This is a genomic window from Sphingobacterium sp. SGG-5 (genome assembly GCF_011043525.1).
Lineage (GTDB): Bacteria > Bacteroidota > Bacteroidia > Sphingobacteriales > Sphingobacteriaceae > Sphingobacterium.
Window position 1 is genome coordinate 173,807 of record NZ_JAAKGO010000005.1, and the last position, 25,315, is coordinate 199,121.

25 protein-coding genes and 1 tRNA gene are annotated in these 25,315 nt (G+C 42.3%); 6 read left to right on the forward strand and 20 right to left on the reverse strand.

The window, feature by feature from the left end; translation table 11 throughout:
• Window positions 1–58 precede the first annotated feature (58 nt).
• Window positions 59–289, forward strand: coding sequence for a helix-turn-helix domain-containing protein (locus G5B30_RS09240; RefSeq protein ID WP_165319697.1), 231 nt, complete (start codon window positions 59–61; stop codon window positions 287–289).
• 64 nt (window positions 290–353) lie between these two features.
• On the opposite strand, the gene G5B30_RS09245 is transcribed toward G5B30_RS09240, so the two are convergent.
• The 10 genes from G5B30_RS09245 to G5B30_RS09290 all read right to left on the reverse strand — a co-directional run bounded on the left by G5B30_RS09245 (window position 354) and on the right by G5B30_RS09290 (window position 8,817).
• Window positions 354–887 (reverse strand): OmpH family outer membrane protein, encoded by a 534-nt coding sequence (locus G5B30_RS09245; protein WP_165319698.1) that lies wholly within the window; start codon window positions 885–887, stop codon window positions 354–356.
• Window positions 888–959: 72 nt separating this feature from the next.
• Window positions 960–1,505 (reverse strand): OmpH family outer membrane protein, encoded by a 546-nt coding sequence (locus G5B30_RS09250; protein ID WP_165319699.1) that lies wholly within the window; start codon window positions 1,503–1,505, stop codon window positions 960–962.
• Window positions 1,506–1,552: 47 nt separating this feature from the next.
• Complete coding sequence (bamA, locus tag G5B30_RS09255) at window positions 1,553–4,135, reverse strand: outer membrane protein assembly factor BamA (RefSeq protein WP_165319700.1); 2,583 nt, start codon at window positions 4,133–4,135, stop codon at window positions 1,553–1,555.
• Window positions 4,136–4,224: 89 nt separating this feature from the next.
• Entirely contained in the window at window positions 4,225–4,965 is a 741-nt protein-coding gene (locus tag G5B30_RS09260) for an isoprenyl transferase (RefSeq protein ID WP_165319701.1), read from the reverse strand.
• Between the two features lie 33 nt (window positions 4,966–4,998).
• Window positions 4,999–5,799 (reverse strand): DUF6089 family protein, encoded by an 801-nt coding sequence (locus tag G5B30_RS09265; protein WP_240903166.1) that lies wholly within the window; start codon window positions 5,797–5,799, stop codon window positions 4,999–5,001.
• A gap of 209 nt (window positions 5,800–6,008) precedes the next feature.
• Window positions 6,009–6,326 carry a PD-(D/E)XK nuclease family transposase gene (locus tag G5B30_RS09270; RefSeq protein WP_410528441.1) on the reverse strand — a complete coding sequence of 106 codons (318 nt, stop codon included), beginning with the start codon at window positions 6,324–6,326 and terminating at the stop codon, window positions 6,009–6,011.
• A gap of 84 nt (window positions 6,327–6,410) precedes the next feature.
• Window positions 6,411–6,581 carry a hypothetical protein gene (locus G5B30_RS09275; protein ID WP_165319703.1) on the reverse strand — a complete coding sequence of 57 codons (171 nt, stop codon included), beginning with the start codon at window positions 6,579–6,581 and terminating at the stop codon, window positions 6,411–6,413.
• 18 nt (window positions 6,582–6,599) lie between these two features.
• The gene (locus G5B30_RS09280) at window positions 6,600–7,019 is read right to left on the reverse strand and encodes a hypothetical protein (RefSeq protein WP_165319704.1); all 420 of its coding nucleotides are present in this window, start codon (window positions 7,017–7,019) and stop codon (window positions 6,600–6,602) included.
• Between the two features lie 203 nt (window positions 7,020–7,222).
• Entirely contained in the window at window positions 7,223–8,116 is an 894-nt protein-coding gene (locus tag G5B30_RS09285; RefSeq protein WP_206367067.1) for an NAD kinase, read from the reverse strand.
• A 44-nt stretch (window positions 8,117–8,160) separates the two neighbouring features.
• Window positions 8,161–8,817, reverse strand: a complete 657-nt coding sequence (locus tag G5B30_RS09290; protein WP_165319705.1) for a CBS domain-containing protein — start codon at window positions 8,815–8,817, stop codon at window positions 8,161–8,163.
• Window positions 8,818–8,990: 173 nt separating this feature from the next.
• Here G5B30_RS09290 and G5B30_RS09295 point away from each other — a divergent pair, with 173 nt between their 5' ends.
• A complete protein-coding gene (locus tag G5B30_RS09295; RefSeq protein ID WP_165319706.1) occupies window positions 8,991–9,809 on the forward strand; it encodes a 1-acyl-sn-glycerol-3-phosphate acyltransferase in 819 nt (272 codons plus the stop codon).
• A 10-nt stretch (window positions 9,810–9,819) separates the two neighbouring features.
• Window positions 9,820–10,788, forward strand: a complete 969-nt coding sequence (locus tag G5B30_RS09300) for a GNAT family N-acetyltransferase (protein WP_165319707.1) — start codon at window positions 9,820–9,822, stop codon at window positions 10,786–10,788.
• A 199-nt stretch (window positions 10,789–10,987) separates the two neighbouring features.
• On the opposite strand, the gene G5B30_RS09305 is transcribed toward G5B30_RS09300, so the two are convergent.
• From G5B30_RS09305 to ubiE, 4 genes are read right to left on the reverse strand one after another with little or no spacing between them, the layout of a single operon-like run.
• Window positions 10,988–11,437, reverse strand: coding sequence for a GatB/YqeY domain-containing protein (locus G5B30_RS09305; protein WP_165319708.1), 450 nt, complete (start codon window positions 11,435–11,437; stop codon window positions 10,988–10,990).
• A gap of 48 nt (window positions 11,438–11,485) precedes the next feature.
• The gene (locus tag G5B30_RS09310) at window positions 11,486–12,253 is read right to left on the reverse strand and encodes an SDR family NAD(P)-dependent oxidoreductase (RefSeq protein ID WP_165319709.1); all 768 of its coding nucleotides are present in this window, start codon (window positions 12,251–12,253) and stop codon (window positions 11,486–11,488) included.
• Between the two features lies 1 nt (window position 12,254).
• The gene (locus G5B30_RS09315; RefSeq protein ID WP_165319710.1) at window positions 12,255–13,100 is read right to left on the reverse strand and encodes a PorT; all 846 of its coding nucleotides are present in this window, start codon (window positions 13,098–13,100) and stop codon (window positions 12,255–12,257) included.
• A complete protein-coding gene (gene ubiE, locus G5B30_RS09320; RefSeq protein ID WP_165319711.1) occupies window positions 13,097–13,837 on the reverse strand; it encodes a bifunctional demethylmenaquinone methyltransferase/2-methoxy-6-polyprenyl-1,4-benzoquinol methylase UbiE in 741 nt (246 codons plus the stop codon). Before ubiE ends, G5B30_RS09315 begins: the two co-directional genes overlap by 4 nt.
• A 323-nt stretch (window positions 13,838–14,160) precedes the next feature.
• Here ubiE and dnaB point away from each other — a divergent pair, with 323 nt between their 5' ends.
• From dnaB to G5B30_RS09335, 3 genes are all read left to right on the forward strand, one after another.
• Entirely contained in the window at window positions 14,161–15,741 is a 1,581-nt protein-coding gene (gene dnaB, locus G5B30_RS09325) for a replicative DNA helicase (protein WP_165319712.1), read from the forward strand.
• 86 nt (window positions 15,742–15,827) lie between these two features.
• Window positions 15,828–17,120: a (Fe-S)-binding protein gene (locus G5B30_RS09330; RefSeq protein WP_165319713.1), complete on the forward strand. Its 1,293-nt coding sequence runs from the start codon at window positions 15,828–15,830 to the stop codon at window positions 17,118–17,120.
• Between the two features lie 12 nt (window positions 17,121–17,132).
• Window positions 17,133–17,927, forward strand: coding sequence for a (Fe-S)-binding protein (locus tag G5B30_RS09335; RefSeq protein ID WP_165319714.1), 795 nt, complete (start codon window positions 17,133–17,135; stop codon window positions 17,925–17,927).
• A gap of 4 nt (window positions 17,928–17,931) precedes the next feature.
• Here G5B30_RS09335 and G5B30_RS09340 read toward each other — a convergent pair.
• From G5B30_RS09340 to guaB, 6 genes are all read right to left on the reverse strand, one after another.
• A tRNA-Leu gene (locus G5B30_RS09340) sits at window positions 17,932–18,015 on the reverse strand.
• A 53-nt stretch (window positions 18,016–18,068) separates the two neighbouring features.
• Entirely contained in the window at window positions 18,069–18,947 is an 879-nt protein-coding gene (locus G5B30_RS09345) for an exopolyphosphatase (RefSeq protein WP_165319715.1), read from the reverse strand.
• Between the two features lie 70 nt (window positions 18,948–19,017).
• Window positions 19,018–20,037 carry a Gfo/Idh/MocA family oxidoreductase gene (locus tag G5B30_RS09350; RefSeq protein ID WP_206367068.1) on the reverse strand — a complete coding sequence of 340 codons (1,020 nt, stop codon included), beginning with the start codon at window positions 20,035–20,037 and terminating at the stop codon, window positions 19,018–19,020.
• A 12-nt stretch (window positions 20,038–20,049) separates the two neighbouring features.
• Window positions 20,050–20,634 (reverse strand): hypothetical protein, encoded by a 585-nt coding sequence (locus G5B30_RS09355; RefSeq protein ID WP_165319717.1) that lies wholly within the window; start codon window positions 20,632–20,634, stop codon window positions 20,050–20,052.
• Between the two features lie 60 nt (window positions 20,635–20,694).
• Window positions 20,695–23,271 carry a phosphoenolpyruvate carboxylase gene (locus G5B30_RS09360; protein ID WP_165319718.1) on the reverse strand — a complete coding sequence of 859 codons (2,577 nt, stop codon included), beginning with the start codon at window positions 23,269–23,271 and terminating at the stop codon, window positions 20,695–20,697.
• Window positions 23,272–23,671: 400 nt separating this feature from the next.
• Complete coding sequence (guaB, locus tag G5B30_RS09365; RefSeq protein ID WP_165319910.1) at window positions 23,672–25,147, reverse strand: IMP dehydrogenase; 1,476 nt, start codon at window positions 25,145–25,147, stop codon at window positions 23,672–23,674.
• Between the last annotated feature and the right edge of the window lie 168 nt (window positions 25,148–25,315).

Below are 25,315 nucleotides of genomic sequence, written 5' to 3' on the forward strand. Positions count from 1 at the left end.
ACAAATGTATGACATGTCGTACATGAATCAAAATTTATTATGATAATTTTTGTCGTATATGGCAACAAAAAATCCCAGAAACGAAGAGCTCATCACTCTATTCGGGAAAAATGTCAGAAAATACCGATTAGAAAAAGGGTTGACCATGGTCGAATTAGCGCTGATATGTAATGTAGAATACGGCGCTATAAGTACTGTCGAGCGGGGGGTTGTCAACTGCTCCATCAGCACTGCCTATGAAATTGCCAATGCCTTAAATGTAACACTCGACAAACTGGTCGAAAAATAACGGAAAAAATAAAAAGGCTATTCGATGGGAATAGCCTTTTTTAAATATCAAAGGGTGTGTTTTCTTATTGGACGCCTAATTTTGTTTTTACATCGGCTGAGATATCTTCACCTCCTTGGAAATAAACCACACCACCGGCAGCGATATCTAACACATAGGCGTATCCCTTTTCTTTTGCTACCGTATTGATCGCATTCATCACCTTAGTCTGAATGGGAGCCATCAACTCTTGTTGTTTCTTCTCGAATTCTTCACGTGCAACCTTTTGTACCTCTTGAATTCGGGTTTGCATTTGTTGAAGCTCTTGCCCCAATGCGTTTACTTCCGCATCGATCTGATCCTTGTTTGCCTCACTTCTGTTTCTGAGCTTCTCATTTGCTGCAGTTTCTTTCTTCTGGAACTCGGTATACATCCCTTCTAATTCCTTTTGCTTCGTCTCACCCAACGTTTTCAACTGTTCCTGAGCTGCCTTAAATTCCGGAGTGAGCTGAAAAATCTCTTCCACATTGACATGTCCGATTTTTTGCTGTGCTTGTGTCGTACTTATTAGTCCAAATAATCCTAATGCTACTACCGCTCCTTTTACTAAATTTTTCATTCTTTTCATGTTAATACGCTGCAATTACTGCTGTAATTTGAATTGTTTTTGTGTTAATAAATCAGTTGTTACTTATTGTTGTTTACTTTCAGCCAAAGACGGATCAGGCTTAAAACCTAACTTTGTAATCACGTCATCACTCTTGTCCAGCCGTGGGTTCGCATATAGAAATGTAACTTCGCTGCCTTTATCCAATATAAGGTCGAGTCCCTGAGCCGCTGCAATGTCCTGAATGGCTTTGGCAACCCGGTCCTGTATAGGTTGGATCAACCGTACCCTTTCTTGAAAAAGTTCACCTTCATAACCAAATTTCTGGCGTTGGAATTCTTTCACTTCTTTTTCCTTATTCACGATTTCATCTTCCCGTCTACGACGCATATCATCATTCAGAAGAACCTGATCATTCTGATAAGCCTTATATAATCTTTCGATTTCACCATACTGCTTATCCACTTCCTCCTGCCATTGAACCGATAGATCATCCATTCTTTTCTGCGCAGAAACATATTCCGGAACATGTTTCAAAATATATTCAGAATCGACATACGCCAACCGCTGCGCAACTACGGCACTTGTTGCAAATGCTGTGATAATAAATAATATTAATAGTTTTTTCATGACTTCTCTTTTTTTTATGACAACAAAAGTAACAAAAAGTTTAATGCTTAAAAACCTCCCATATTTTGTAATATACTAAAGGTAAAACTTTGCTTCCAATTATTGGATGACATGCCCGGTATCGGATCAAAGGCATGTCCATAATCGATACCCAACATACCGAATATCGGCAGGAAGATACGGGCACCTACACCGGCAGAGCGTCTTACTTTGAAAGGATTGACCTCGGAAAATTTATTCCATGTGTTTCCAGCCTCAGCAAAAGCTAACACAAATACTGTGGCTTGTTCATTTAACATCACCGGATGCCTTAGTTCTACCTGATATTTGCTGTAGATCGGGCTACCCGAGTTAATAGCAATTTGCTGATATCCATTTCCCGTCGACTCGGGAATAATCGTACCATTTGCGTATCCACGCATGGCAATAATCTCCGACCCCTGTAAGAAGTCAAAACCCTGCATACCGTCTCCCCCAAGCTTGAAGCGTTCAAATGTCGACGTTGGTGTCCGATCGGTATAGTTACCGAGATAACCAAACTGTGCCTGTGTTTTAAGAACAAGTTTGCCTGCTATTTTCGTATACCATTGCGAATCGAACTTCCATTTGTGATATTCTGTCCATTTATAACGCACATTATCTTCTGCTGTCTGATAGTTGATATTATTCCAAGCGGAATAAGGAGGTGTCAACTGTATGGAAAGTCGGATATGTGATCCGGACGTCGGATATATAGGCGCGTCCACCGAATTGCGGCTAATCTCTTGCGTGAAATTGATGTTATACGCCGTACCATCGGAAAACAAGAAGTAATTTCCATAATTCTGCAGCTTATACCGCTGGAAAGAAAGCGAACTGCTAATCTGGAAATAATTGTCCGGCCAACGCAAGCGCTTACCCAAACTCGCTGTGACACCGGTCATCCAGATACGATTGAGCTCCGAATCCTTCACCATTTGCTCACCGGTATAATAATTAAACCCTCCATAAGACGAATTCGATGTATAGGCGCTTAATCCAAAATATACCGGTTTTTTACCCCCTAACCACGGCTCAGAAAATGAAAAGCTATACGATTGATACCTTTTACCCGATGTCTGCCCACGGACGCTTAATTTTTGACCGTCTCCACGCGGCAATGGTTTCCATGCATCTTTCTTGAAGAAGTTGCTCGTCGAAAAATTATTGAATGATAATCCCAACGTACCGATAATCTGTCCGGCACCATACCCACCGGATAGTTCGACCTGGTCGGAAGGTTTTTCGACCACATTAAATACAATATCGGTCGTACCTTCCTCATGATTCATGCTTGAGGATGGAATATCAGGTGTAATCTTTTGTTCATCAAACATACCCAGCTGCGAAATCTCACGGATACTACGCATAATCAGTTCCCGGGAATACTTCTGCCCAGGTTTCGTATATATAGAACGAAGGACAACGCGGTCGTTGGTGACATCATTACCTTTTACAATCACGTTGTTGATGGTATATTGCTTACCCTCGCTGACCTGTATCTCTAAATCAATCGTATCGTTGTATATCTTTTTGATAATCGGATTAATGGTAAATGTTAAGTAGCCATCATTTTGATACAGTGCGCTGATATCATCACTGTTGCGTGTTGGCCCTATTAATTTGGTGTGTAACTTTTCTTCGCTATATACGTCTCCTGTTTCGACCCCTAACAATATATTTAAAATGGAATCTTTATACCGCGTGTTGCCTACCCAATCAATAGCTCCGACGTAATATTTTGGCCCTTCATATATCTTGAAATCAATAGCAACTTCGTTATCATCATAACGATAGACACTGTCTGATAAGATTTGTGCATCACGATATCCCCTATCTTGCAGCTTCGCTACCATTTTCTCTTTGGCCTCTTTATATTTATCATCTTTAAACTTTCCCGGCCCAAATATTCTATACCATTTGCGTGGTTTTATACCTTTTAAGTATTTAGTAAGCTGTTTATCTGAAAAAACCTCATTGCCGCTGAAGTTGACTTCTCTCACTTTTATCTTCTTATTGCGGTCAACATCTACTTCCACTATTTCATTATTGGGCTGGGTCGTATCTTTCTTGGTCGTTATTTTAATATCCGGATATAAGAATGATTTCTCTCTTAAAAACCGCTTTATCGTAGCCCGTGTGGATTGTATTAGGTTTTCATTGACGATGCGCCCGGAACCTTCATTTAATCGCTTCTTGATTTCTTCTGTCTGTGACTTACTTAGGCCATTGATGTCTATTCGTGTCAATCGGGGGCGTTCTTGTACTTTGATTTCAAGATAAATATTTTCCCCGTCGATACGGTTGGCCCATAGCTGTACATCTTCAAAAAGATTTTGTTCCATGAGATTCTTTATCACATTCGCGGTCGCCTCACTCGGTACTTCAATATAATCCCCTACAGTCAGTTTGGAAATAGTCAACAGCACATCTTCGACTAAATACTGAGCTCCTGTAATAGTTACGCCGGCGATAATATAATCTTTCGGTTGTAAATAGTTTATCTCATTAGGATCGGAAAGGTTTATAGGACCACGATTTCTGATTTGTGAAAATCCATCTGTCCCTATCAATAAAAAAAATACAGTCGTCAGAAAATATATTTGCTTCATTATTTTTTATTATGGATGCTAAAGTACATCAAACTCTTGTTAATTTTTGTTAAATAGAAAAAACGGTTAATACACTTAATACCAACCTCTTAATCCGTCTGATCACCAGTCTTCCCAAACCTTCTTTCGCGCTTCTGATAGCTACATACCGCCTCAAACAAATCTTCCTTTTCAAATTCGGGCCACATTTTATCGGTAAACCACAGCTCACAATAGGCTAATTGCCAAAGTAAATAGTTGCTGATCCGGTATTCACCACTGGTACGAATCATCAGATCAGGGTCGGGGATATCATGTGTATATAGGTGTTTGGCAAATTCTTCCTCTGTGATATCCTCGACATCGAGTGTCCCCGCTTTCACTTTTTCTGCAATAGCTTTTGTGGCATGTATGATCTCCTTCCTCGATCCGTAACTCAATGCCAGTGTAAGTGTACACTTCGTGTGATTTCGCGTCGCTTCCATGGCATTAAACAACGTGGTTCGGCAATTGGCAGGCAAATCGTCAAGTTGACCTATGGCATTCAGCCTAATGTCGTGTTTATGAAGTGTATCAAGCTCTTTATTCAGCGAATTAATCAGCAAGGTCATCAGCGCCTGTACTTCCTTCTTCGGCCGATTCCAGTTTTCCGACGAAAAAGCATACAGCGTCAGATACGGAACGCCGATTTCAATCGTTGCTTCCAAAGTTGCCCGAACAGCTTTCACACCATTTTGGTGTCCAAAGATACGCAACTTGCCTAACCCTTTGGCCCAACGACCATTTCCATCCATAATGACAGCAATATGTCTTGGCAACTTATCTGTATCTATTTTCTCTTTAAAAGCCATTGTCGATAAAACCTCTAATATAGCCGTGATGTACTATCGCCATCCATAGCATTTACTGCTGATTAATGTATATGTCAATGTAATACCTGCTGTCATATAACCATCTCTGTTTTTGCCGTCCCCACGCGATGTCCCCCCCTTCCGAGCGAGCTGACCTGTAGGGTTTGCCATATAAGCCCACGCCTCAGGCAGTCTGTTTACATCATAACGATAAAACTTACTGACATTGTCTATTCGATCCGAAAACACCGTCCTGTAATTAATCTCTGCCCCTATACTCCAAGGTCCTGAAATATTATATTTAAAGCCTGCCCCCACAGGAATACTCAAAGCCCATCTCGAAGGCTTTACCAATACATCGCTAGCATCGATTTCCAAAGGATAGTCGTTCAGATATACTTTTTGATCATTGTGATAAACATAGGGGTTATGATAAGCTATTGCTAATCCGGCGAGAATATAGGGTGTGTATCTATTTATCTCTCTGCCGGCAATAAACTTAAAAAAATTGAAATCAGCCGTTACCGAGAGTTCTTTCACATCATTATTAAACAGCAAGCCTCTATTTAATTGGTTAGCATTCGTAAAATCGTGATCGTTGGCATAGAGAGACAGGTAGTTTAGCGATCCCCGTATACCCCAAGTTGGATTTAGGTTATATTTCACGAACAATCCCCCTCCTGCATTTTTATAATAAAGCGGATCTGCAGGATTCAGGTCACCCATATATCCTGTTGCCACTCCGGAAATACCGAACTCGTATTGCTGAGCACTAGCCTTCTCACACAATAAAAATAACAGCAATGCCATCAATGAAAATTGAATTCTAGTCAACTTTTACGAATTTGGCGTAAATATATGGTTTTTAACAGAATTGTGTGCGCTTAAATTTTGTTAAAGTGAGATCATATGCATTTTCCTGTTCTGAACATAGCTAATAAGCTCAAACAAAGCATTAACCGAGGATAGCGCCCCAAACACCTAAAAATCCATCACAGACGCAATTGCTTCCGAAGCGGTTTTTGGGGATTCCCAGATTTGCACTATTTAAGTCTCTCGATTTCTTCGACAGACATTCCAAGTATCTCAGAAATCAGCTTTACTTCAAAACCTCTTCCCAACATTTTGATAGCTGATTCTTTTTTCTCGGCTTCGGCTTTGGCTTTGCCCTTTTCTTCGCCTTCTAAACGAGCATAATCCAAAGCCGCTTTGTTATCCCATTTACGTTTTAAACTTACATCGTACATCTTGCGTTCCTCCTTCGTCAATTTGCTGTATTCAGCTACGCGAAACAATTTCTCAAATATCGGTTTCCTTAGATAAACAGAAAATTTATTCATCTTTGACAGATTCTTCAGCACATAAAACCACTGATCCAAATCGGTCTCCAAGTTTGCCTCGACTTTGACAAAGTTAATCAATTTATCATGAGTGTTTTTCTTTTTTTAATGGAATGATAGAATCCATTTCTGCTCATCCTGTACGCAGCACATAAGTCTCTCATACCTCGCATTGACAGGAATCATATCCCATTGAGCACTGTTCAGTTTTCTGTTTCGCAGATTCATCGGAAAGGGCATCTGCGGATCGAATGGGTCAATTATTGTTACTGCCATATCATAATTAGTTTATGTTTACGGGGTATTTACCTTTGTATAATGTCCGTCAGGAACGGGCCTTGGAACGAGAGGAACAGAACCATCATAAATGCAGTGAATTCGTATATCTTCCTTGTTTATTATATTTATTTCTAATGAGTTTCCTACCGGTGAATCTTCAGAAAGGAAGATTAACGGTGGATATCCGTCTGGATTTAAAAAACCTACTATATCTACAATATCCTCAACATTTCCGTTCTCTCTGGTTATGAGTTTTCCAGTTTTCATATCCTTTCCATAGTCCGGGATAAACTCAATCGTAAACTCACTATCTCCGTTGAATTTCCACGTACCCGCTATGCCACGCAAGTCGATCCAATCTTGGTCTATAGTGTCTTTGTCTTTGCACGAAGACAATGCAAATAATGTCAGTAAAATAAGATATAGTTTCTTCATGATTTAAGGTGCGTTGTTTGTTACTTGAAAAGACAAATATATCTATAATTACCTTTTCAAGAGATTTTTAACGTGAATACCACTGTCGCCCGAGAAATGTTCCCTCACTGTTATACACAAACCATTGTCTCCCTGTAGAAGATAGTTTAGCGGCATTCCATCACTTGATCTCCCAATGTTCTTGGTTAATCACTAAAAAGGGGCTAATAATTCCGCACATCCATTCCCCAAAGCAGTTTTTCCCGCAATGTCCGAAAGTATCCATCGCCCTCTAAGCGGATCAGGTTCACAGTAAATGGGGCTTTTTTAATGATAAGACGGGTAGAAGTCGGTAAGGTTTCGCTACGCGAATCACAGGTCAACACAAACTGTCCGGTCCGGCTTTCCACCTGCAATTCCAGCTCCATTCCTTCTGAAACCACCAACGGCCGTACATTCAGATTGTGGGGTGAAACGGGTGTAATCACAAAATTCCCACTCCCGGGCATCATAATGGGACCACCGCAGCTCAAGGAGTAAGCTGTCGATCCCGTGGGCGTCGCAATAATCAAACCATCAGACCAGTAGGAATTCAGCTCTTCCCCATTCAATTTTGCATGAATGGTAATCATAGAGGAGGTATCGAAACGGAGCACAGAGATATCATTCAGGGCTACATTCTCTCCGTTAAAAAATGTTTGCCCTTCTGCCTCCACCGTCAACAAGGCCCGTTTCTGAATATGGTATTGACGATCTAAAATCTGATCCAAAGCTTTTTTGATCTCCGATTTTTGAATATTGGCCAAAAACCCCAACCTACCGAAATTAATACCGGCAACAGGTATATTGGTATCCTTCACGATAGAAACAGTAGAGAGCATAGTACCGTCCCCTCCTAAACTGAGCATAAAATCGACATCTCGGGGGAAGTCTTCATAAGAAGAGAAAGTAGACAGGCCTTCCGGAAATGGCCCTTGTGTTTTCAAAAATTGGTAAAACTCGCTATGAATACATATCTCTACCTGTCGGTGCTGAAGATAATGAAATAGGGTTTCCACAAAAGGGTTGACCGAGGAATTAAAAAGTCGGCCATATAGGGCTATACGTATAGGATTCATTCTTATCGAAGCAACTGTTTCCAAACAAAAATGCGAAGAATTGGTTATATATCTAAATAATTCATCAAAAGATCATATCTGTCCTGTATATCGGATTGATCTCCTCCATCTCTAAATGTCGCCTTCACAGTATAATCGTTGCGCCACAGCGACGATACAACCGAAGCAATATTGGTTTTGTTTACCTTAATCGTCATTTCCAACTTGGCCGAATCCGGAATATGTCGTATGGCCGTGTTGAGGATGCCGGTATTCTCCGATTCGATAATCCGTGCAACATGGGACAATGCATTGTCTCGTATACCAAGCTCCAGGACGATAATCGCACCTTCCTCCTGTCCCAGAATTTCATTTAAGCCTATCAGGATATCCTGTTTGGTTAACACGCCGAGATATTCATGCAGCTTATTAAGCACAGGTATAACACAATAATCACGCGAAGACATCAACTGTAGGGCGTCGTATATATGCTGATAGTCAAACAAATAAATATGATTCAATTTATAGGAAATAGTGTGCACTGCAAGATCCGTTTGATCTTGATCCAATAGCACTTCCTGCGAAATCATACCATAATAAACTTTTTGGTCTACCACAGGCAAATAATTGCACTGGTATTCGTCCATCTTATCCAATATATAACCGATGGTATCGGTATGAAGAACTTGGTAATTGCTGGATATGTATTGGCCGACGAACATAATGCTGTTTTATTAATAAGACAATAAAAATAGGAAATCGTTTAGTCTTTACCCAAAAAAGTATCACTTATACGCCAAAACATATGACATATTACCTACTTTATAGTTTTCAGTTCAAATATTTTATTTATTTTTACCCGAGTGGATTTTTGCTAAGATGCGCTACCATTACTATGTCGGTTGAAGAGAAAAAATTTATACAAGTTGGGGAGATAATTAGGCAAAAAAGCCCTAAAGCAGCGAAATGGATCCCTTCGTTTTTTATTTCATATTTAAAAAAGACCATTCACGAAGATGATATAAATGACATCATGTTCAGGCTAAGAAACCTACAAGGTCTTGATTTTGTGGATGCACTGATTAAAGATCTTGGGGTCGAAGTAGTGCTGGATGGCAGTGAACATATACCTTTGGATGAAAGTGTGATTTTCGCTTCAAACCATCCTTTAGGGGGATTAGACGGTATTGCTTTTATGCATGCTATCGGGCGTTATAGAAGAGATGTGAAATTTCTGGTCAATGACATTCTTTTGAATATTGGTAATTTAGAACCGTTATTTGTTGGTGTCAATAAGGTTGGTGGTCAGAATAAATCGGCAATAGCGGCGATTGAAGAAGCTTATGCCGATGAACACGCTTTATTGGTATTTCCGGCAGGGTTAGTCTCCCGAAAAACAAAAGGCGAGGTAATCGACCTCGAATGGAAAAAAAGTTTTATAGCAAAAGCCAAAAAATATAAAAAAGATATTATTCCTGTATATATTGAGGGTAAAAATTCCAACTTCTTTTATAACCTGGCCAATTGGCGGAATAAACTCGGTATTAAGTTTAATGTGGAAATGTTATACTTAGCGGACGAGTTCTTTAAGCAAAGAAATCAACGAGTTATAATTAAAATTGGTAAAAAAATTCCTTATTCGTATTTTGATAGCTCAAAAACCGAAAAACAATGGGCTGCGGAAATAAAACGGATTGTTTATAGGATGAAGTAGTAAAAAAAATATGGAAGAAATTATAGCTCCGGTAGCAAGAGATTTGATAAAAGCTGAACTGACGAAAGAAGCTTTTTTACGATATACAAATAATGGTAATAACGAGGTATACCTTATCAATTACCATACTGCTCCTCATATCATGCGTGAAATCGGTCGATTGCGCGAATTGACTTTCCGGGGTGCAGGTGGAGGAACGGGCCTACCGCTCGATATTGATGAAAATGACACTTGCGAGCACAATTATGATCAGCTCATCGCTTGGAATCCGGAAGATGAAGAGATCATTGCGGGCTATCGGGTAATACGATGTAAAGATGCCTTAGACAACAACGGTAATATATACTTGTCGACATCCCACTATTTTGAATTTTCGGAAAAATTTAAAAACGATTATCTGCCATATGCGATTGAATTAGGCCGTTCATGGGTACAACCGCGGTACCAACCTGCGGTGGACAACAGAAAGGGCTTATTCTCTTTAGATAATCTGTGGGACGGACTTGGCGCACTCGTTGTACTGAATCCGGAAATCAAGTATCTCTTCGGTAAAGTAACGATGTATCCGAAATTTAATGCGCAGGCGAGAGATTTGCTCATTTATTTTATGGAATACTATTTTCCGGATAAAACAAATCTGCTTAAGCCACTGGACAAACTGTACCTGGGCTACAAGACCGATGTCTCCGTGTTTCAACATATTTTTGATGGCTTAGATTATAAGGAAGGCTATAAAGTACTGAATAAACACGTCAGAGAACTGGGTGAAAATATTCCACCGCTCATCAACACCTATATGAATTTATCCCCGACAATGATGACTTTCGGAACAGCAATGAACGATGAATTCGGTGAGGTCGAAGAAACTGGAATACTGATTACTATAGCGGACATTTATGACGCAAAAAAGGAACGCCATATCAAGACGTTCGAACGTGACAAAACATATGGCAGCCGTATAAAACAAGAGGGTGTCTAAGAAGCATCATTTTTCGTCATTTCGAACGAAGAGAGAACCCCGAAGGGCTCTCCGCAGGAAAATCTATGGATGAATTTTAATTAACTTATTTTCAACAATTTGAAAAATTGCTTAACTATAGATTTCTCGTCGTACCTCCTCGAAATGACGGCATAATAGGCTTTTTAGACAGCCCCATATACGTATTCCTTCTTTTCTTTTAAGATAGTGACGACTTGACTAATTCAGATATTGTTTTACCGTCAGCCTGCCCGGCAAGCTTTTGATTGGCCAACCCCATGACTTTACCCATATCCTTCATCCCTACAGCACCAGTTTCCTGAATAATATCTTTTACGACTTTCTCAATTTCCGAGCGTTCAAGTTGTTTCGGCAAAAACTGCTCAATAACCTGCTGTTCTTCAACTTCGATTTGATAGAGATCGTCACGTCCTTGGTTTTTATATATTTCTGCCGACTCTTTTCGCTGTTTAACCAATTTTTGTAATACTTTATTCTCGGTATCCGGTGTCAACTGATCTATTCCGGCTTTTTCTGTTTTTGCCAAAAGAATAGCCGCTTTAATAGCGCGCAACCCACGGAGTGCCACGCTGTCTTTTGCTATCATAGCAGACTTAATTTCCTGATTTATTTTTTCTTCTAATTGCATAGTTCTTATATATTTATTTGTCCCTGCTTCATCTGTCGGCACGTACTTTTAATTTTTTCTATCGACAATTGTACCATTAGCCTGCGCGGTAGGCATCACCAGAATATCATTTATATTCACATGAGACGGTCTCGACAGAACAAAGCTAATGATTTCCGCAATATCATGACCATTCAAAGGAGTCAGCCCCTGATACACCGCTTTTGCTCGCTCCTTATCTCCTTTAAAGCGTACTTCGGAAAATTCAGTTTCCACCATCCCGGGATTCACTGCGGTCACTTTAATACCGAAAGGTAAAAGATCAATCCGCATGGCCTTATTTAGAGCATCTACCGCATGCTTGGTCGCACAGTATACATTTCCATTCGGATAAACTTCCTTCCCCGCGATTGATCCGATGTTAATAATATGCGGTTCTGTACTTCGTTTCAGCAAAGGTACTACCGCTTTCGTGACATACAGCAGCCCTTTGACATTGGTATCTATCATGGTATCCCAATCCGCTATATTTCCATCGGCAATATTATCCAATCCTTGGCTCAGCCCCGCATTGTTGATCAGAACATCGACCTGTTGCCAGTTCTCTGGCAAATGGGATACGGCCTCAAACACTTCTTTTTCCTGGCGCACATCCAATGCGAATGCATGGATAGCACAGTCCGGATATGTCCTTCCGATCTTTTCCGCTAATTCAGTCACTTTGTTTATCCGGCGCGCACACAATATTAACCGGTATTTGCCCTCCCGGGCAAACATTTCAGCACATGCGGCGCCAATTCCTGAACTTGCGCCGGTAATTAGCACGGTACGTTTCATATTATTGAAATATTAAGCTTATATACACACTTCTGAGCCACGCCTTTTCTATGGGAGCCATAAATTTATTATCTCGAGACAAGGCATGGTTGTGATCTAAGATAGAACCAAAACTCTGATTAAACTTAATTTCAGGTGACATTTTGAAATAGGGAAAGAAAATATCAGCGCCTATACCGACCTCCCAGGAAAGAAAACTCGGCTGCAGAATTAGCGATTGAGGGATAACAGAATTTTCCCGCTCTTTCAGCAACAATTCGTATTCTTTTTGAATGCCGATGAAACGGGAGACTCGGGCACCACCGATCAGATACCCCCGGTACCTATTGATTTTATTCTTTAAGATCTTTTCGTCTGAACGAAATTTAATGGAGAACGGAAATTCAAAAGAGTTGAAATTGGAACCGTCTGCCGATCCAGAGATGTGTCGGGAACGACGGAGCAGTGTTCTCGGAGACGTCTCTCCCCCCACCGGATCCCTTCCTGAAAAAGATATTCCGGAATTGTTTATGAACTGAAAAGTGGGATTAAACGTAAAATACAGGTTATCATCCACCCGCACATCCACCGGGATACCTACAGCAAAGTTGTGGCCGTTTGCCGAATGAATACCTTTTAGGCTTCCTACATCATGCACATTCTCACCAGTATAATCGATGGCATAGTCACTCTCCCAATTCTCCTGCAAACTGAGCCGATAATTCTGATAAATGTAACTGTACTGTAGGCCGACGAGAATAACTGCTTCTTCATCATAGCTGGATGAGAACGGTAAGGAGACCCGCATCTGTCCTTGTACTACCATACCCAGTAGGTAAAATGCTATTCCTAAGGCGAACTTCTTCATTTGATAGCTTCATAAATGGTACAAAAGCCAAAGGTCTGCGGCATAACATGTGTTGTTGTAAACCCCGCTTCCTTCGTAAAAGCCGCAAAACGCTGACCATCCGGAAATTTGGAAACCGACTCGGGCAAATAAGAGTAAGCACTGGCGTCCTTCGAGATAAAACGCCCGATAAAAGGGACAATTTTATGAAAATAAAGGTGGAAAAGCTGCTTCACCGGGAATTTCTTGGGATTGGAAAGTTCCAATATAATTGCACGTCCCCCCGGCTTCAAAACGCGTCTAATCTCCGCCAATCCGCGGTCGAGATTTTCGAAATTACGGACACCAAACGCTACGGTAACCGCATCAAATGTATTGTCGTCAAACTGGAGGTTTTCCGAATCACCGACCTGTACTTCAAACTGAGATGTTAATCCCTTTTTCTGGATTTTCTCCTTTGCGACCTCCAACATACCTGCGGAGATGTCCACACCAATAATTTTTTTGGGCTGAAGCAGTTGAATAGCCTCTATAGCAAAGTCACCCGTTCCGGTGGCCACATCCAATATCAATTGAGGCTGTGATGATTTTAAAAGCCGAATAGCTTTTTTTCGCCAGATCACATCGATCCGTAAAGTCATGATACGATTTAATAAATCATATTTAGGCGATATGTTGTTGAACATATCGGAGACCTGCTCTTTTTTCCCTCCCAACTTGGTTTTGTAGGGTTTCAATGTGGAAGCTTCGTTGGACATAGGACAAAGGTAATATAATAATTAAAAAGTTGAAAAGACAAAAAGAAGTGGCTATTTATTAACAGTACACAAAGTTATCCACACTTACACAACTTTATGATTACCAAATCGTTTAAAATTTAGTTAACAGGTTTTCAACACTGCATGTGAATGATGTATCATGGTTTGATTACCGTAGTGACGCCCATGTTTGAACACTTATCCACTGATGTTTAGAATTTGTCCATTCTTTGAAGAGCTATTTTTTATACATTTGTTTTCGCAACGACAAAGGTTTAGGTCGGATGCTCAATTAGGAATTTAATCTCGGAACTTTAGCTATAATGAATCAGGAATTTTCAGGTCAGTCGTCCAATTTGGGAAGAGGGAGTTTAAACAAAAAAAGAACGAGCCTGAATAATCTTGTGTCGGGTTTAGGAAAGCTTCCTCCTCAGGCTGTGGATCTCGAAGAAGCGGTATTGGGAGCTCTTATGCTCGAAAAAAATGCCCTTAGTGAGGTTATTGATATCCTAAAACCGGAATCATTCTATAAAGAAGCTCATCAAAAGATATTTGAGGCGATCTACAATCTGTTCCAGAAGACCATGCCCATAGATTTATTGACCGTAACGGCCGAGTTACGGCAGATGGGTGCTTTGGAAATGGTTGGAGGCGCATATTATATTACGGAACTAACCGACCGTGTCGTATCTGCTGCGAATATTGAATACCATGCCCGGATTATCTCACAAAAATATATACAACGGGAGTTAATCCAGGTTTCCACCGAGATCATCAACGCATCGTACGACGAGACGAGCGATATATTTGATTTGCTGGATCACGCCGAAAAAAGTCTATTTGACATTGCTCAAAATAATTTACGACGTGATTCCCGAAAGATGGACGATATCATGCGGGAAGCGATATCCTCTCTGGAGATGTTACGCGACCGTACTGATGGGCTCACAGGAATACCATCAGGTCTGACGGCATTGGACCGGATGACTTCCGGATGGCAACCCTCGGACCTTGTCATTATTGCAGCGCGGCCAGCGATGGGTAAGACAGCTTTTGTGCTTTCTGTAGCACGGAATGCTGCTGTTGATCACGACCGTCCCGTTGCTGTATTCTCCTTGGAGATGTCCTCTGTACAGCTTGTCAATCGTCTCATTGCAGGCGAAACTGAAATCGAACAGGAAAAACTGAAGAAAGGAGATCTTGCCGATCATGAATGGCAACAGCTCCATTCGAGAATAGGTCGGTTGACCGAAGCCCCCATTATTATCGACGACACACCGGCACTAAACGTATTTGAGTTCCGTGCCAAATGCCGGAGATTGAAAGCTCAGCATGATATACAAATGGTCATCGTCGATTATTTGCAACTGATGCAAGGAAAAAGTGACGGAAAGGGTGGCGGTAACCGTGAACAGGAAATAGGTAGTATTTCCCGTGCACTAAAGTCAGTCGCTAAAGAGCTCAACATACCGGTATTGGCACTATCTCAGCTGAGTCGGGCTGTCGAATCACGCCCTGGAAACAGCAAGCGACCCATGTTATCGGATTTACGTGAATCGGGTTCGATCGAACAGGACGCGGATATGGTGTTGTTTTTGTACCGTCCAGAATATTACGGTCTGACAGAAGATGAGGAAGGAAGATCTACAGCAGGCGTAGGTGAAGTAATTATCGCCAAGCATCGTAATGGGGAGACAGGTATTGTACAGACGCGGTTTATCGGTAAGTATGTCAAGTTCGTCGATCTGGAAGATGATTTTGCAGGGATGAGTGATTCCTTCTCCGGAGATTCTCCTTTTGGCGGATCAGCTATGGCACCCTCCTCTTCTTTTAACGATTTTTCGGGTGGAGGGATTACGATGCCTTCCCGAATGAACGACATGCCCGACGACTCCCCTTTCTAAAAGTTTGTACTGTTTCTAAAATAGATAGTATGCAAACATAATACTGGCTTATTTACTATATTTGTTTAACATCCAAATAAACCACTATGGTAAGTCAGGTTATCTTCGGTATCCTATTATTCGTTGCAGGATTTCTCTTTTACAGAAATGCCCGAAAAATATACCGGAATATCCGTCTTGGCCATCCCATCAATCGATCCGATCATCCTTGGCAGCGGTTAAAAGTGATGCTCTTAGTCGCTTTCGGACAGAAGAAAATGTTCAAACGACCGGTTCCGGCACTTCTTCATCTGCTGGTATACTTAGGTTTTTGCATTATCAATATCGAAATGCTGGAAATCATTATAGACGGCTTGTCGGGCACCCACCGTGTATTCTCCTTTCTCGGTGGTTTCTACATTTTTCTGATTTATAGTTTTGAGCTACTGGCCATTTTGGTTTTAGCATCTTGCCTGATTTTCCTGATCCGACGGAACATTCTCCACGTACGCCGGCTTAACCAAAAAGAGCTTCAAAATTGGCCAAAGACGGACGCAAACCTTATTCTCCTTGTGGAAATACTATTGATGAGCGCATTCTTACTGATGAATGCAGCCGACCAGAAACTGCAACTCCTCAACGTCTCCCCCTACATTCAGGCCGGAGCTTTTCCAATCAGTTCTCTTCTGTCCATGCTGCTGCCCGCAAACATCAACGCCTTAATCCTTATCGAACGCTTCTCTTGGTGGTTCCACATTGTTGGGGTACTCGCCTTCCTCAATTATTTACCCATATCAAAACACCTGCACATTATCCTCGCCTTTCCCAATACCTACTTTTCTATACTGGATGTCAAAGGAAAATTCGAGAATATGGAAGCCGTTACCGCGGAGGTGAAAGCAATGCTCGATCCCGCTCTGCCTCCACCTGATACAACTGTCAGCCGTTTCGGTGTTAAGGATATACATGACCTCACTTGGAAAAACTTGTTGGATGCGTATACCTGTACAGAATGTGGCCGATGTACCGCCGTCTGTCCGGCCAATATTACCGGCAAAATACTCTCTCCTCGGAAAATTATGATGGACACCCGGGACAGACTGGAAGAAACTGGAAGAAATATCGATCACAACGCTTCTTTTGTGGAGGATGGAAAATCCCTTTTAGATCATTACATCACCCGGGAAGAAATCTGGGCATGCACCACCTGCAATGCCTGTGTGGAAGCATGTCCGGTCAATATCAACCCTTTGGAAATTATCATGGGTCTGCGCCAATATATCGTCATGGAAGAATCAAAGGCTCCGGCAAGCCTTAACAACATGTTGAGCAACATCGAAAACAATGGTGCACCGTGGAAATATGCACAGGCAGACCGCGCCAACTGGACACAGCAGTAGATCAATAAAATCATGGAAAATCAACTTCACATACCGACCGTTGCCGAACTTGTTGCACAGGGCGAAAGCCCCGACCTCTTGTTTTGGGTAGGCTGTGCGGGCTCGTTCGACGAAAGAGCGCAACGTATCACCCGGGCTATCTGTAAGATATTACAGCACGTGGGGATCAAATACGCCATTTTGGGGACGGAGGAAAGCTGTACCGGCGATCCTGCCAAACGTGCCGGCAACGAATTTCTCTTCCAAATGCAAGCCATGATGAATATACAGGTTTTGGATGGCTATGCGATCAAGAAGATCGTCACCGCCTGTCCGCATTGCTTCAATACCTTGAAAAATGAATATCCCAACTTAGGCGGACATTATGAAGTTATCCACCATACCCAACTGATCCATTCCTTGATTGATGAAGGTAAATTAAAACCGGCAGATGGTCATGCGTTCCGGGGTAAGCGTATTACGTATCACGACCCTTGTTATTTGGGTCGGGGGAATGACGTATACGAAGCCCCAAGAAAAGCATTGGAAGTGCTGGATGCTGACCTCGTCGAACTCAAAAGATGTAGGAGCAACGGACTTTGCTGTGGCGCTGGCGGAGCCCAGCTATTCAAGGAACCGGAAGCAGGAAACAAGGATATTCAGGTAGAACGTATCGAAGATGTCATGGAATCTAAGGCTGAAATCGTCGCATCTGCCTGTCCTTTTTGTATGACCATGCTGCGTGATGGTGTGAAAGCGAAAGAAAAAGAACAGGATATTGAGGTGCTGGATATCGCCGAAATCACGGCCAAAGCAAATAGGTTATAAAAAGTGCCCAGGAGCAGATTCGAACTGCCACGCCCGTACAGGCGCCACCCCCTCAAGATGGTGCGTCTACCAATTTCGCCACCTGGGCATCTTGACTGACAAAAATAGAGCTTTTTTCGAAACCTACAACGGTTTTTCTGATTATTTCTGAAAGTTTTTATCGATCAAGGTTTGGATAATTCCATCTGCCAATCCCACACGCGGTGCGACCATATTTTTTAAATGTCCCACCTTCATGATCGTCAGAAATATTTCCGCTGCAGGGACAATCACGTCGGCTCTATCCGAGCGTAACCCCAACTCATGAATCCGGTCCCGTAGCGAGAAAGAATTCAGGTAATTATAAAGCGCCTTTAGCTTGGCGTAGGTCATCGGCTTATCTCCTTTATCATTGGCCAGCCTCGACAGCTTGTTCATATTACCGCCTGTTCCTATGCCATATATATCTTTATAGCCCTGGGTAATCTCTTTTACCCACCGTTTCATTTCGTCCCACAACTCGGGTGCATCCTGATTATCCAGCACCCGGATGGTACCCAGATTGAATGACCGCGATGCCACTACATGTCCCTTGGCAAACAGCGAAATCTCGGTACTACCTCCTCCCACATCGACGTAGAGATAGACCTTATTCCTGTCAATCTTATTTTCAAAATAAGCGGTATAGACAATCTGAGCTTCAGTCCTCCCGTCTATAATCTGAATGTCTACCCCGCTCTCCTTGCACACGGCTACCACCTCGTCACCGTTATCAGCCTCACGCATCGCTGACGTCGCACAGGCCATATAATCGCTGACCTTGTACACGTCCATCAGGTTACGGAATGCTCCCATCGTCTTCACCAGATCTTGAAACTTTCCTTCTGAAATATGTTTATCGATAAATGCATCGTCACCCAAACGAAGCGGGACACGAAGAAGTGTATTTTTTGTGTAGGTAATGGTATCATTCTTTTCTATGACGTCTGCTATAAGCAAACGTATAGCGTTGGAACCTATGTCTATTGCCGCGTATCTCACCGATATACTTGATTATAATTTGCCGTAATAATAACCTTTTTATATGAACAGAATGTTAAGGATCAAATAACTATCGGACGCTGGAAAGTATATCTAACTGCCAAATAATCTGTTCCGGAGTAACATAATAAGGCGCGTTATTGCGGATAGTTTCAAAGGCATGCGCAAACACCAACATATAATCTCCTTTTAATGAAGGAACAATTATATCCTCACGCTGTCCTTTTTCTATAATGGTCAGCAACCCCTCAGCTTGTTCATCTTCCAGACCATACATAGCATCATCTGGTTTCATACCGACCATGAGCTGCCTTTCCTGTGTATCTGTACGATCCTTAATATAGCTACCTCGGTCTCCATGCAGCACAAAGCTTTTTTGTGGATTTGCCACCAAAAGACTGGTGGTGATAAACACGTTCAAACCTTGTTCATAACTCAATAGCAAAGTCGCATAATCATCTACACGCGAATGAGGTCTGTGCTTAGATTTTATTTTAACAACAGATTTCGGCTTTCCAAACAGCGCGATACTCTGATCCAACAGATGAGAGCCCAGGTCATATAACACACCACTGGCTGCACGCTTACTGGTTTCTTTAAATATTTTTGGGCTCAACTCGGGCTTAAACCGATCGAACCGCAAATGCAGCTCAATAGGTTTGCCCACAAACCCTTTGTCCAACACATATTTTAATGACAAGAAGTCGGAGTCAAACCGCCGGTTATGATAGGGTAACACCTTTTTTCCGACTTTCTCTCCCAATGCAAACAGTTCCTCTGCTTCTTTCTTTGTAGGTGCAAAAGGCTTTTCGATCAGTACATGTTTGCCTGCCAATAAAGCTTGCTTTGCATAGGCTACATGCGTATCATTTGGCGTATTCACGATAATCAGTTCAATATCCGGATCAGCGAGAATAGCCTCAACGCTGTCATAGCTTATAATATCCGGATAATCGGCCTTCGCTTGCTTACGGCTCCGCTCCACAATCGCCCTCAACTCAAAATAACGGCTCTGCGCTATAAATGGCGCATGGAATACCCTTCCGGACATTCCATACGACAATATACCTGTTATAATGGGCTGCATCATCAATTCACCGGATTAATGGTGGGCATGATCATGCGCATCTTCTTGACCACCTATCTGTGTATACAGCGCGCTAACAGCTGGCAGATGTTCATGAGCAAAATTCTGCAAGTCCTTATTGGTATTACGTGACAAACGGGTAAGCTGTTCCTTGACAAAGGCCACATCATGCTGTGTCGTATGCACATAATCTTCCTTCGCGTGTACCTGCACGTCTTCTTCGACCACTAAGGTGGTATCCGAGGTACTTTCAAGGGCTGCCGTGTCGGCTTCCGTTAATGCCGGAATTCCTCGGATTGGAAAATCAATATGAAACGCCGTGGCCACACTATCCAAACTTGGAATAAACTGGGTATAAAAAGCCTTCACCTGAGCAGCAACTTCCTTCGATTGCATATCACCTGATGATGCGATCTGCTCGGCACGGGCAGCGCCTGTAAGCACGGTCTCACCCACCCGTTGAATGATTGCAAATGCATCTCCGTCGGCTAATGAAGTATGTGTATATTTCAATTGACGCTCTTGCGCAGTTTGGTGTACACAAGAAGTAAATAACGTTCCAGCGCAGATCGTAGCTGCAAAAAATGTGTTGATTTTCATTGATCTTATTTTTTAACAAACATATAAAATATCTCGCACATACAGCGAAAGTCAGCTCAATTAAGCCAAATTACGTCCGGCGTTGACCACACCATAAATCGTGCGACCTATCAATTTACGATAGACTTCTTCCTGCTCCGCATCCAACTTTCCACTCAGAATTTTACGTATGGCATCATGTTGAATGATAAGCAACGGTAGTACAATTTTCTCCCGCTCCAAGACAGAGGATCGCTCTACAGGATAGTTCTCCATCAAACAGCTGGCACCACTCAGTTTAAGCAAATACTCTTTTGTCTTCACATATTCCTCATGCAATATTTTCCAGAACTCACCAAAAACCTTGTCGTCTTTCATGTACGCGGTGATATCAAAATTAGATTTTGTCATAGACATCATACAGTTATCAATTAACGTATTAAAGAACCCCGAAGTTTGATAAAGGTTGCGGACATAAGACCACATATTGTTCTCCTCCGCCCATTGCAAAGCCGTACCGACCCCAAAGAAGCCCGGAATATTTTGCTTCAACTGGCTCCAGGACGTAACAAACGATATCGCGCGCAAGTCCTCCAACCGCAACTCCCGATCGGAGTTTCGTTTCACTGGTCTACTGCTTATGTTAATAGACGATAACGCTTTCAGTGGACTTAAAGTCTCCAGATATTTCAAGAATAGAGGATGGTGGCGAAGTTCCATAAACTTACGGTGACTTTCCGCTGCCAGATCACCGATCACCTGCTTTTGCTTGGCTGTCAACGTGTCTCCATTGTTTTGTTTCACTTCAGAAATCAATCCGGCGTGCAACAGTTGCTCAATATTGTATTGCGCCGTATCTAATGAGCCATACTGACTACTAATGGTCTGTCCCTGTATCGTCAGCTGAATGTGGTTATTATCAATTTCACTGCCCATAGAGGCATAAAAACGTTGTGTTTTTCCACCACCCCGAGCCGGAGGGCCACCCCTACCGTCAAAAAAGACCAGATCTACATCGTACTCACGTGCTAATGCGGTCAATTCAATCTTAGCTTTATATATCGACCAGTTGGCCATCAAATATCCACCGTCCTTGGTGCTATCCGAATAGCCTAACATAATCGTCTGCCTGTTTCCTCGCATCTTCAGATGCGCTGCATAAGCTTTATTCGTATACAGGGTCCGCATCACATCCGAAGCCCGTGAAAGATCATCTACCGTTTCAAACAACGGCACGAAGTCCATGGTCAATTCTTTTTTCTTCCACCCCCCCCACAAAAACAACTGCATCAGACCTAAAATATCCGATGCCTGCTGGCAGTTGGAAATAATAAAGCGTTGAGCTGCCCGCTCACTTCCTGATTTTTGAATGCTTTTGATTAATCGGATGACATCGACAATATCTTTGACCAACGGATCGGCATCTTCCTTATAATCCAGCGTGTGTTCTTCAAATTTCAATGCTTTCTGCTTGCTTTCTTCCGACTTGGTTAGCTGTTCCGTCGTGACAGCAAGCTGATCGCCGTAAATCTCCGCGAGATAGTTCGTTGCTTTTCGCAGCACACTGCTATCTTGGCGCAAATCCAAGGTTGTAAAATAACAGCCGAATGTATTGACCTTCCGTATCAGATCTTCAACGATTTCTACGAATAAACCATCATGATGTGTGTTGAGCACCTGTTTTATCGCTTGCAGGTTCTCCAATATCTTACTCGTCTCATCTACCGGATTTTCAACCGGATTAAAGCTATTGTCATAAAATAAGGTCTGCAGATTGTCCAGATACTTCTCTACTCCTCTGAATGTGATCCGACGTTTTACCATCCTAAAATCACGATAATAACATCTAAACAGTATCGTCCGCAACATGGAGGCTACCCGTTTGGTTCCTTCCACCGTGACATTGGGATTCCCATCCCGGTCACCCCCCGGCCAGAAACCCAGTTCAATAAGCTGTTTCACATCCTCTGCCGGTACTTCCAACTCCTTATCGATCTTAGACTGTATACCCGAGGCTACTTTATAAAATACATTTTCCAGATACCAAGCTAAGCTGACCGCTTCATCCACCGGCGTTGGCTTTTCCTTATTAATAAAAGGTGTTTTTCCAAGCTGCTGCAACAGTAAATGAATATTCGAAATGTCATTTGCTTTAATGGCCTCGATCAAGTCGTTTATAATCCCCAGAACCGGCCCCGGATAAAATTGAGTCGGGTGCGCCGTCAGCACCAACCGTACCGAAAAATTCCTTAATTTTTCAATAATCTGTTTCTTTAGGTTAGGATTATTCTGTGCCAGTCTAAACAGTGATTTTAACCCACCTGTTTCATCCATTTTCCCTACGGTCTGGAAAGCCGAATCTTCTATCGCATCAAATAACACGACTTGACGTTCAATGTATTGAACGATCCGGAACAACAAATCGACACGATCTTCTTCCTGGATATATTGCGCATATTGACCAAAAAAACTATCAATAATATCTTCCGGCGGCAAATGTTCTGACACCCCGGTCTCGCAATGTGTGGAAAAGAACGGCAGGATGGTACCCGTATGCCTTACTCTTTGAAATGGAAGCGTTAGAAATAAACTTTTAAAAAGATCAAAACGCGTTAAAACTTCTTTTTCAAATACAGCTTGTTTTTGACTTAGTTTCATCTGTCTATTTTTTGTTTTTATCTGTTCCCGATACATCGGGATCGGTGTCATTTATTTATTCAATGCTTATGAGGATTTGTCACAAGTCTCATTCCCGTCATTTCGAACGACGTTAGGAGGAGAAATCTATGGACTCATCTTTAATGTTATTACCCTAAGTGGATAAGAGCTCGATGAGAAAGGAACATCGCTATTGCTCGGACAAAGATACAATATTTTTATTGAAAACGTCAATTCGTTATGAAAATCATATTTTTAATCGTTGTTTTTCAAGATTATTTTAAAATAAGTAAAATCAGACATCTGCTTTGCGTGCTTCTCTATAGAAACAACGGTCTCAAATTACAAAAAAAAGCCCGCTTTGGATAGTCCAAGCAGGCTTTTTTTCGATATCACCGCATTATCCCCGGCTGTTATAATTCGGCGCTTCCTTTGTAATCTGAATATTGTGTGGGTGTGATTCCCGCAATCCTGCACCTGTAATCCGCACAAACTGTGCTTCCTGGAGCTTTTCGATCGTCGCCGCACCACAATAGCCCATAGACGCCTTCAAGCCTCCAATATACTGGTAGACAACCTCCGCTAAGGTACCTTTATACGGTACACGTCCGACGATACCTTCCGGAACAAGCTTCTTAATATCGTCCTCTACGTCTTGGAAATAACGATCCTTAGACCCTTTTTCCATTGCCTCCACCGAACCCATGCCGCGGTAAGACTTAAATTTACGCCCTTCCAACAGAATAGTTTCTCCCGGAGCCTCTTCTACGCCTGCGAATAAAGACCCAGCCATCACGGTATGTGCACCTGCAGCTATGGCCTTGGCAATGTCACCTGTCTGCTTGATACCGCCATCTGCAACCAAAGGAACACCCGTTCCTTTTAGTGCCTTGGCCACCTCGTAGACTGCATATAATTGAGGCACCCCTACCCCGGCAATAATCCGTGTCGTACAAATGGAGCCCGGCCCAATACCCACTTTTACAGCATCTGCACCTGCGTCGGCCAATGCCTTAGCAGCAGCACCCGTCGCTATATTACCGACGATAACCTGTAAATCCGGATGTTTAGATTTTACTTCTTTCAGCTTATTGATAACGCCCAATGAATGGCCATGTGCCGTATCGATGGTAATGACATCTACTCCCGCCTTTACCAAAGCATCTACCCGATCCAGTGTATCCATCGTTACGCCCACTGCAGCACCTACTAAAAGACGTCCATGCGCATCCTTCGCGGCATTTGGATAATGCTTATACTTTTGAATATCTTTAAATGTAATCAATCCTTTCAATAAATAATTCGAATCGACTACAGGTAGCTTCTCAATCTTATAATTCTGCAGAATTTCTTCGGCTTTCAATAAGTCCGTTCCCTCCGGCGCAACGACCAGATTATTTTTGGTCATCAGCTCACTGATCGGTTTGGCCATATCTTTTTGGAAACGCAGATCCCTGTTTGTTACGATCCCCACCAATTTTCCATCGATGTCAATGATAGGAATCCCCCCTATCTTATGCTCTCGCATAATGCTAAACGCATCGCCCACGGTAGCCGATTGCAAGAGCGTCACCGGGTCCTGAATCATGCCACTTTCTGATCGCTTTACCTTACGCACTTCCGCGGCCTGTTCTTCGATCGTCATATTCTTGTGCAACATGCCCATTCCTCCAGCCTGCGCAATCGCAATAGCCAGATCCGCGCCCGTCACGGTATCCATCGCCGCCGATACCAATGGTATATTTAATTTGATTTTCCGTGTCAGATAAGTGCTGGTGTCTACATCTCGCGGTAGAACTTCCGAATAAGCCGGGATCAACAATACATCGTCGTATGTAAGACCTTCAGCTACGAATTTTTGTGGATCTAATTGCATAGCAAACATGTTCTGGGGTTTCTATTTGCCGGTCAAAGTTACGATTTTTTTAAATACGCACCGATTTAAATTGTCAAAAAAATGTTTTTATTTTTCCTCTTCAAAATGGGATGGTCTTTAAAGACCCAACGGAGGCTCAGGGGCTAAGCCTTCCAAAGGCGAAATGAT

Coding starts and splice junctions, on each gene's coding strand:
- G5B30_RS09315 (WP_165319710.1), bottom strand. CDS start 13,100: ATGAAGAAGTTCGCCTTAGGAATAGCATTTTACCTACTGGGTATGGTA.
- G5B30_RS09350 (WP_206367068.1), bottom strand. CDS start 20,037: ATGATGCAGCCCATTATAACAGGTATATTGTCGTATGGAATGTCCGGA.
- G5B30_RS09295 (WP_165319706.1), top strand. CDS start 8,991: ATGTCGGTTGAAGAGAAAAAATTTATACAAGTTGGGGAGATAATTAGG.
- G5B30_RS09275 (WP_165319703.1), bottom strand. CDS start 6,581: ATGGCAGTAACAATAATTGACCCATTCGATCCGCAGATGCCCTTTCCG.
- bamA (WP_165319700.1), bottom strand. CDS start 4,135: ATGAAGCAAATATATTTTCTGACGACTGTATTTTTTTTATTGATAGGG.
- G5B30_RS09310 (WP_165319709.1), bottom strand. CDS start 12,253: ATGAAACGTACCGTGCTAATTACCGGCGCAAGTTCAGGAATTGGCGCC.
- G5B30_RS09335 (WP_165319714.1), top strand. CDS start 17,133: ATGGAAAATCAACTTCACATACCGACCGTTGCCGAACTTGTTGCACAG.
- G5B30_RS09290 (WP_165319705.1), bottom strand. CDS start 8,817: ATGTTCGTCGGCCAATACATATCCAGCAATTACCAAGTTCTTCATACC.
- G5B30_RS09285 (WP_206367067.1), bottom strand. CDS start 8,116: ATGAATCCTATACGTATAGCCCTATATGGCCGACTTTTTAATTCCTCG.
- dnaB (WP_165319712.1), top strand. CDS start 14,161: ATGAATCAGGAATTTTCAGGTCAGTCGTCCAATTTGGGAAGAGGGAGT.
- ubiE (WP_165319711.1), bottom strand. CDS start 13,837: ATGTCCAACGAAGCTTCCACATTGAAACCCTACAAAACCAAGTTGGGA.
- G5B30_RS09250 (WP_165319699.1), bottom strand. CDS start 1,505: ATGAAAAAACTATTAATATTATTTATTATCACAGCATTTGCAACAAGT.
- G5B30_RS09330 (WP_165319713.1), top strand. CDS start 15,828: ATGGTAAGTCAGGTTATCTTCGGTATCCTATTATTCGTTGCAGGATTT.
- G5B30_RS09260 (WP_165319701.1), bottom strand. CDS start 4,965: ATGGCTTTTAAAGAGAAAATAGATACAGATAAGTTGCCAAGACATATT.
- G5B30_RS09355 (WP_165319717.1), bottom strand. CDS start 20,634: ATGAAAATCAACACATTTTTTGCAGCTACGATCTGCGCTGGAACGTTA.
- G5B30_RS09280 (WP_165319704.1), bottom strand. CDS start 7,019: ATGAAGAAACTATATCTTATTTTACTGACATTATTTGCATTGTCTTCG.
- G5B30_RS09305 (WP_165319708.1), bottom strand. CDS start 11,437: ATGCAATTAGAAGAAAAAATAAATCAGGAAATTAAGTCTGCTATGATA.
- G5B30_RS09245 (WP_165319698.1), bottom strand. CDS start 887: ATGAAAAATTTAGTAAAAGGAGCGGTAGTAGCATTAGGATTATTTGGA.
- G5B30_RS09240 (WP_165319697.1), top strand. CDS start 59: ATGGCAACAAAAAATCCCAGAAACGAAGAGCTCATCACTCTATTCGGG.
- G5B30_RS09300 (WP_165319707.1), top strand. CDS start 9,820: ATGGAAGAAATTATAGCTCCGGTAGCAAGAGATTTGATAAAAGCTGAA.
- guaB (WP_165319910.1), bottom strand. CDS start 25,147: ATGCAATTAGATCCACAAAAATTCGTAGCTGAAGGTCTTACATACGAC.
- G5B30_RS09360 (WP_165319718.1), bottom strand. CDS start 23,271: ATGAAACTAAGTCAAAAACAAGCTGTATTTGAAAAAGAAGTTTTAACG.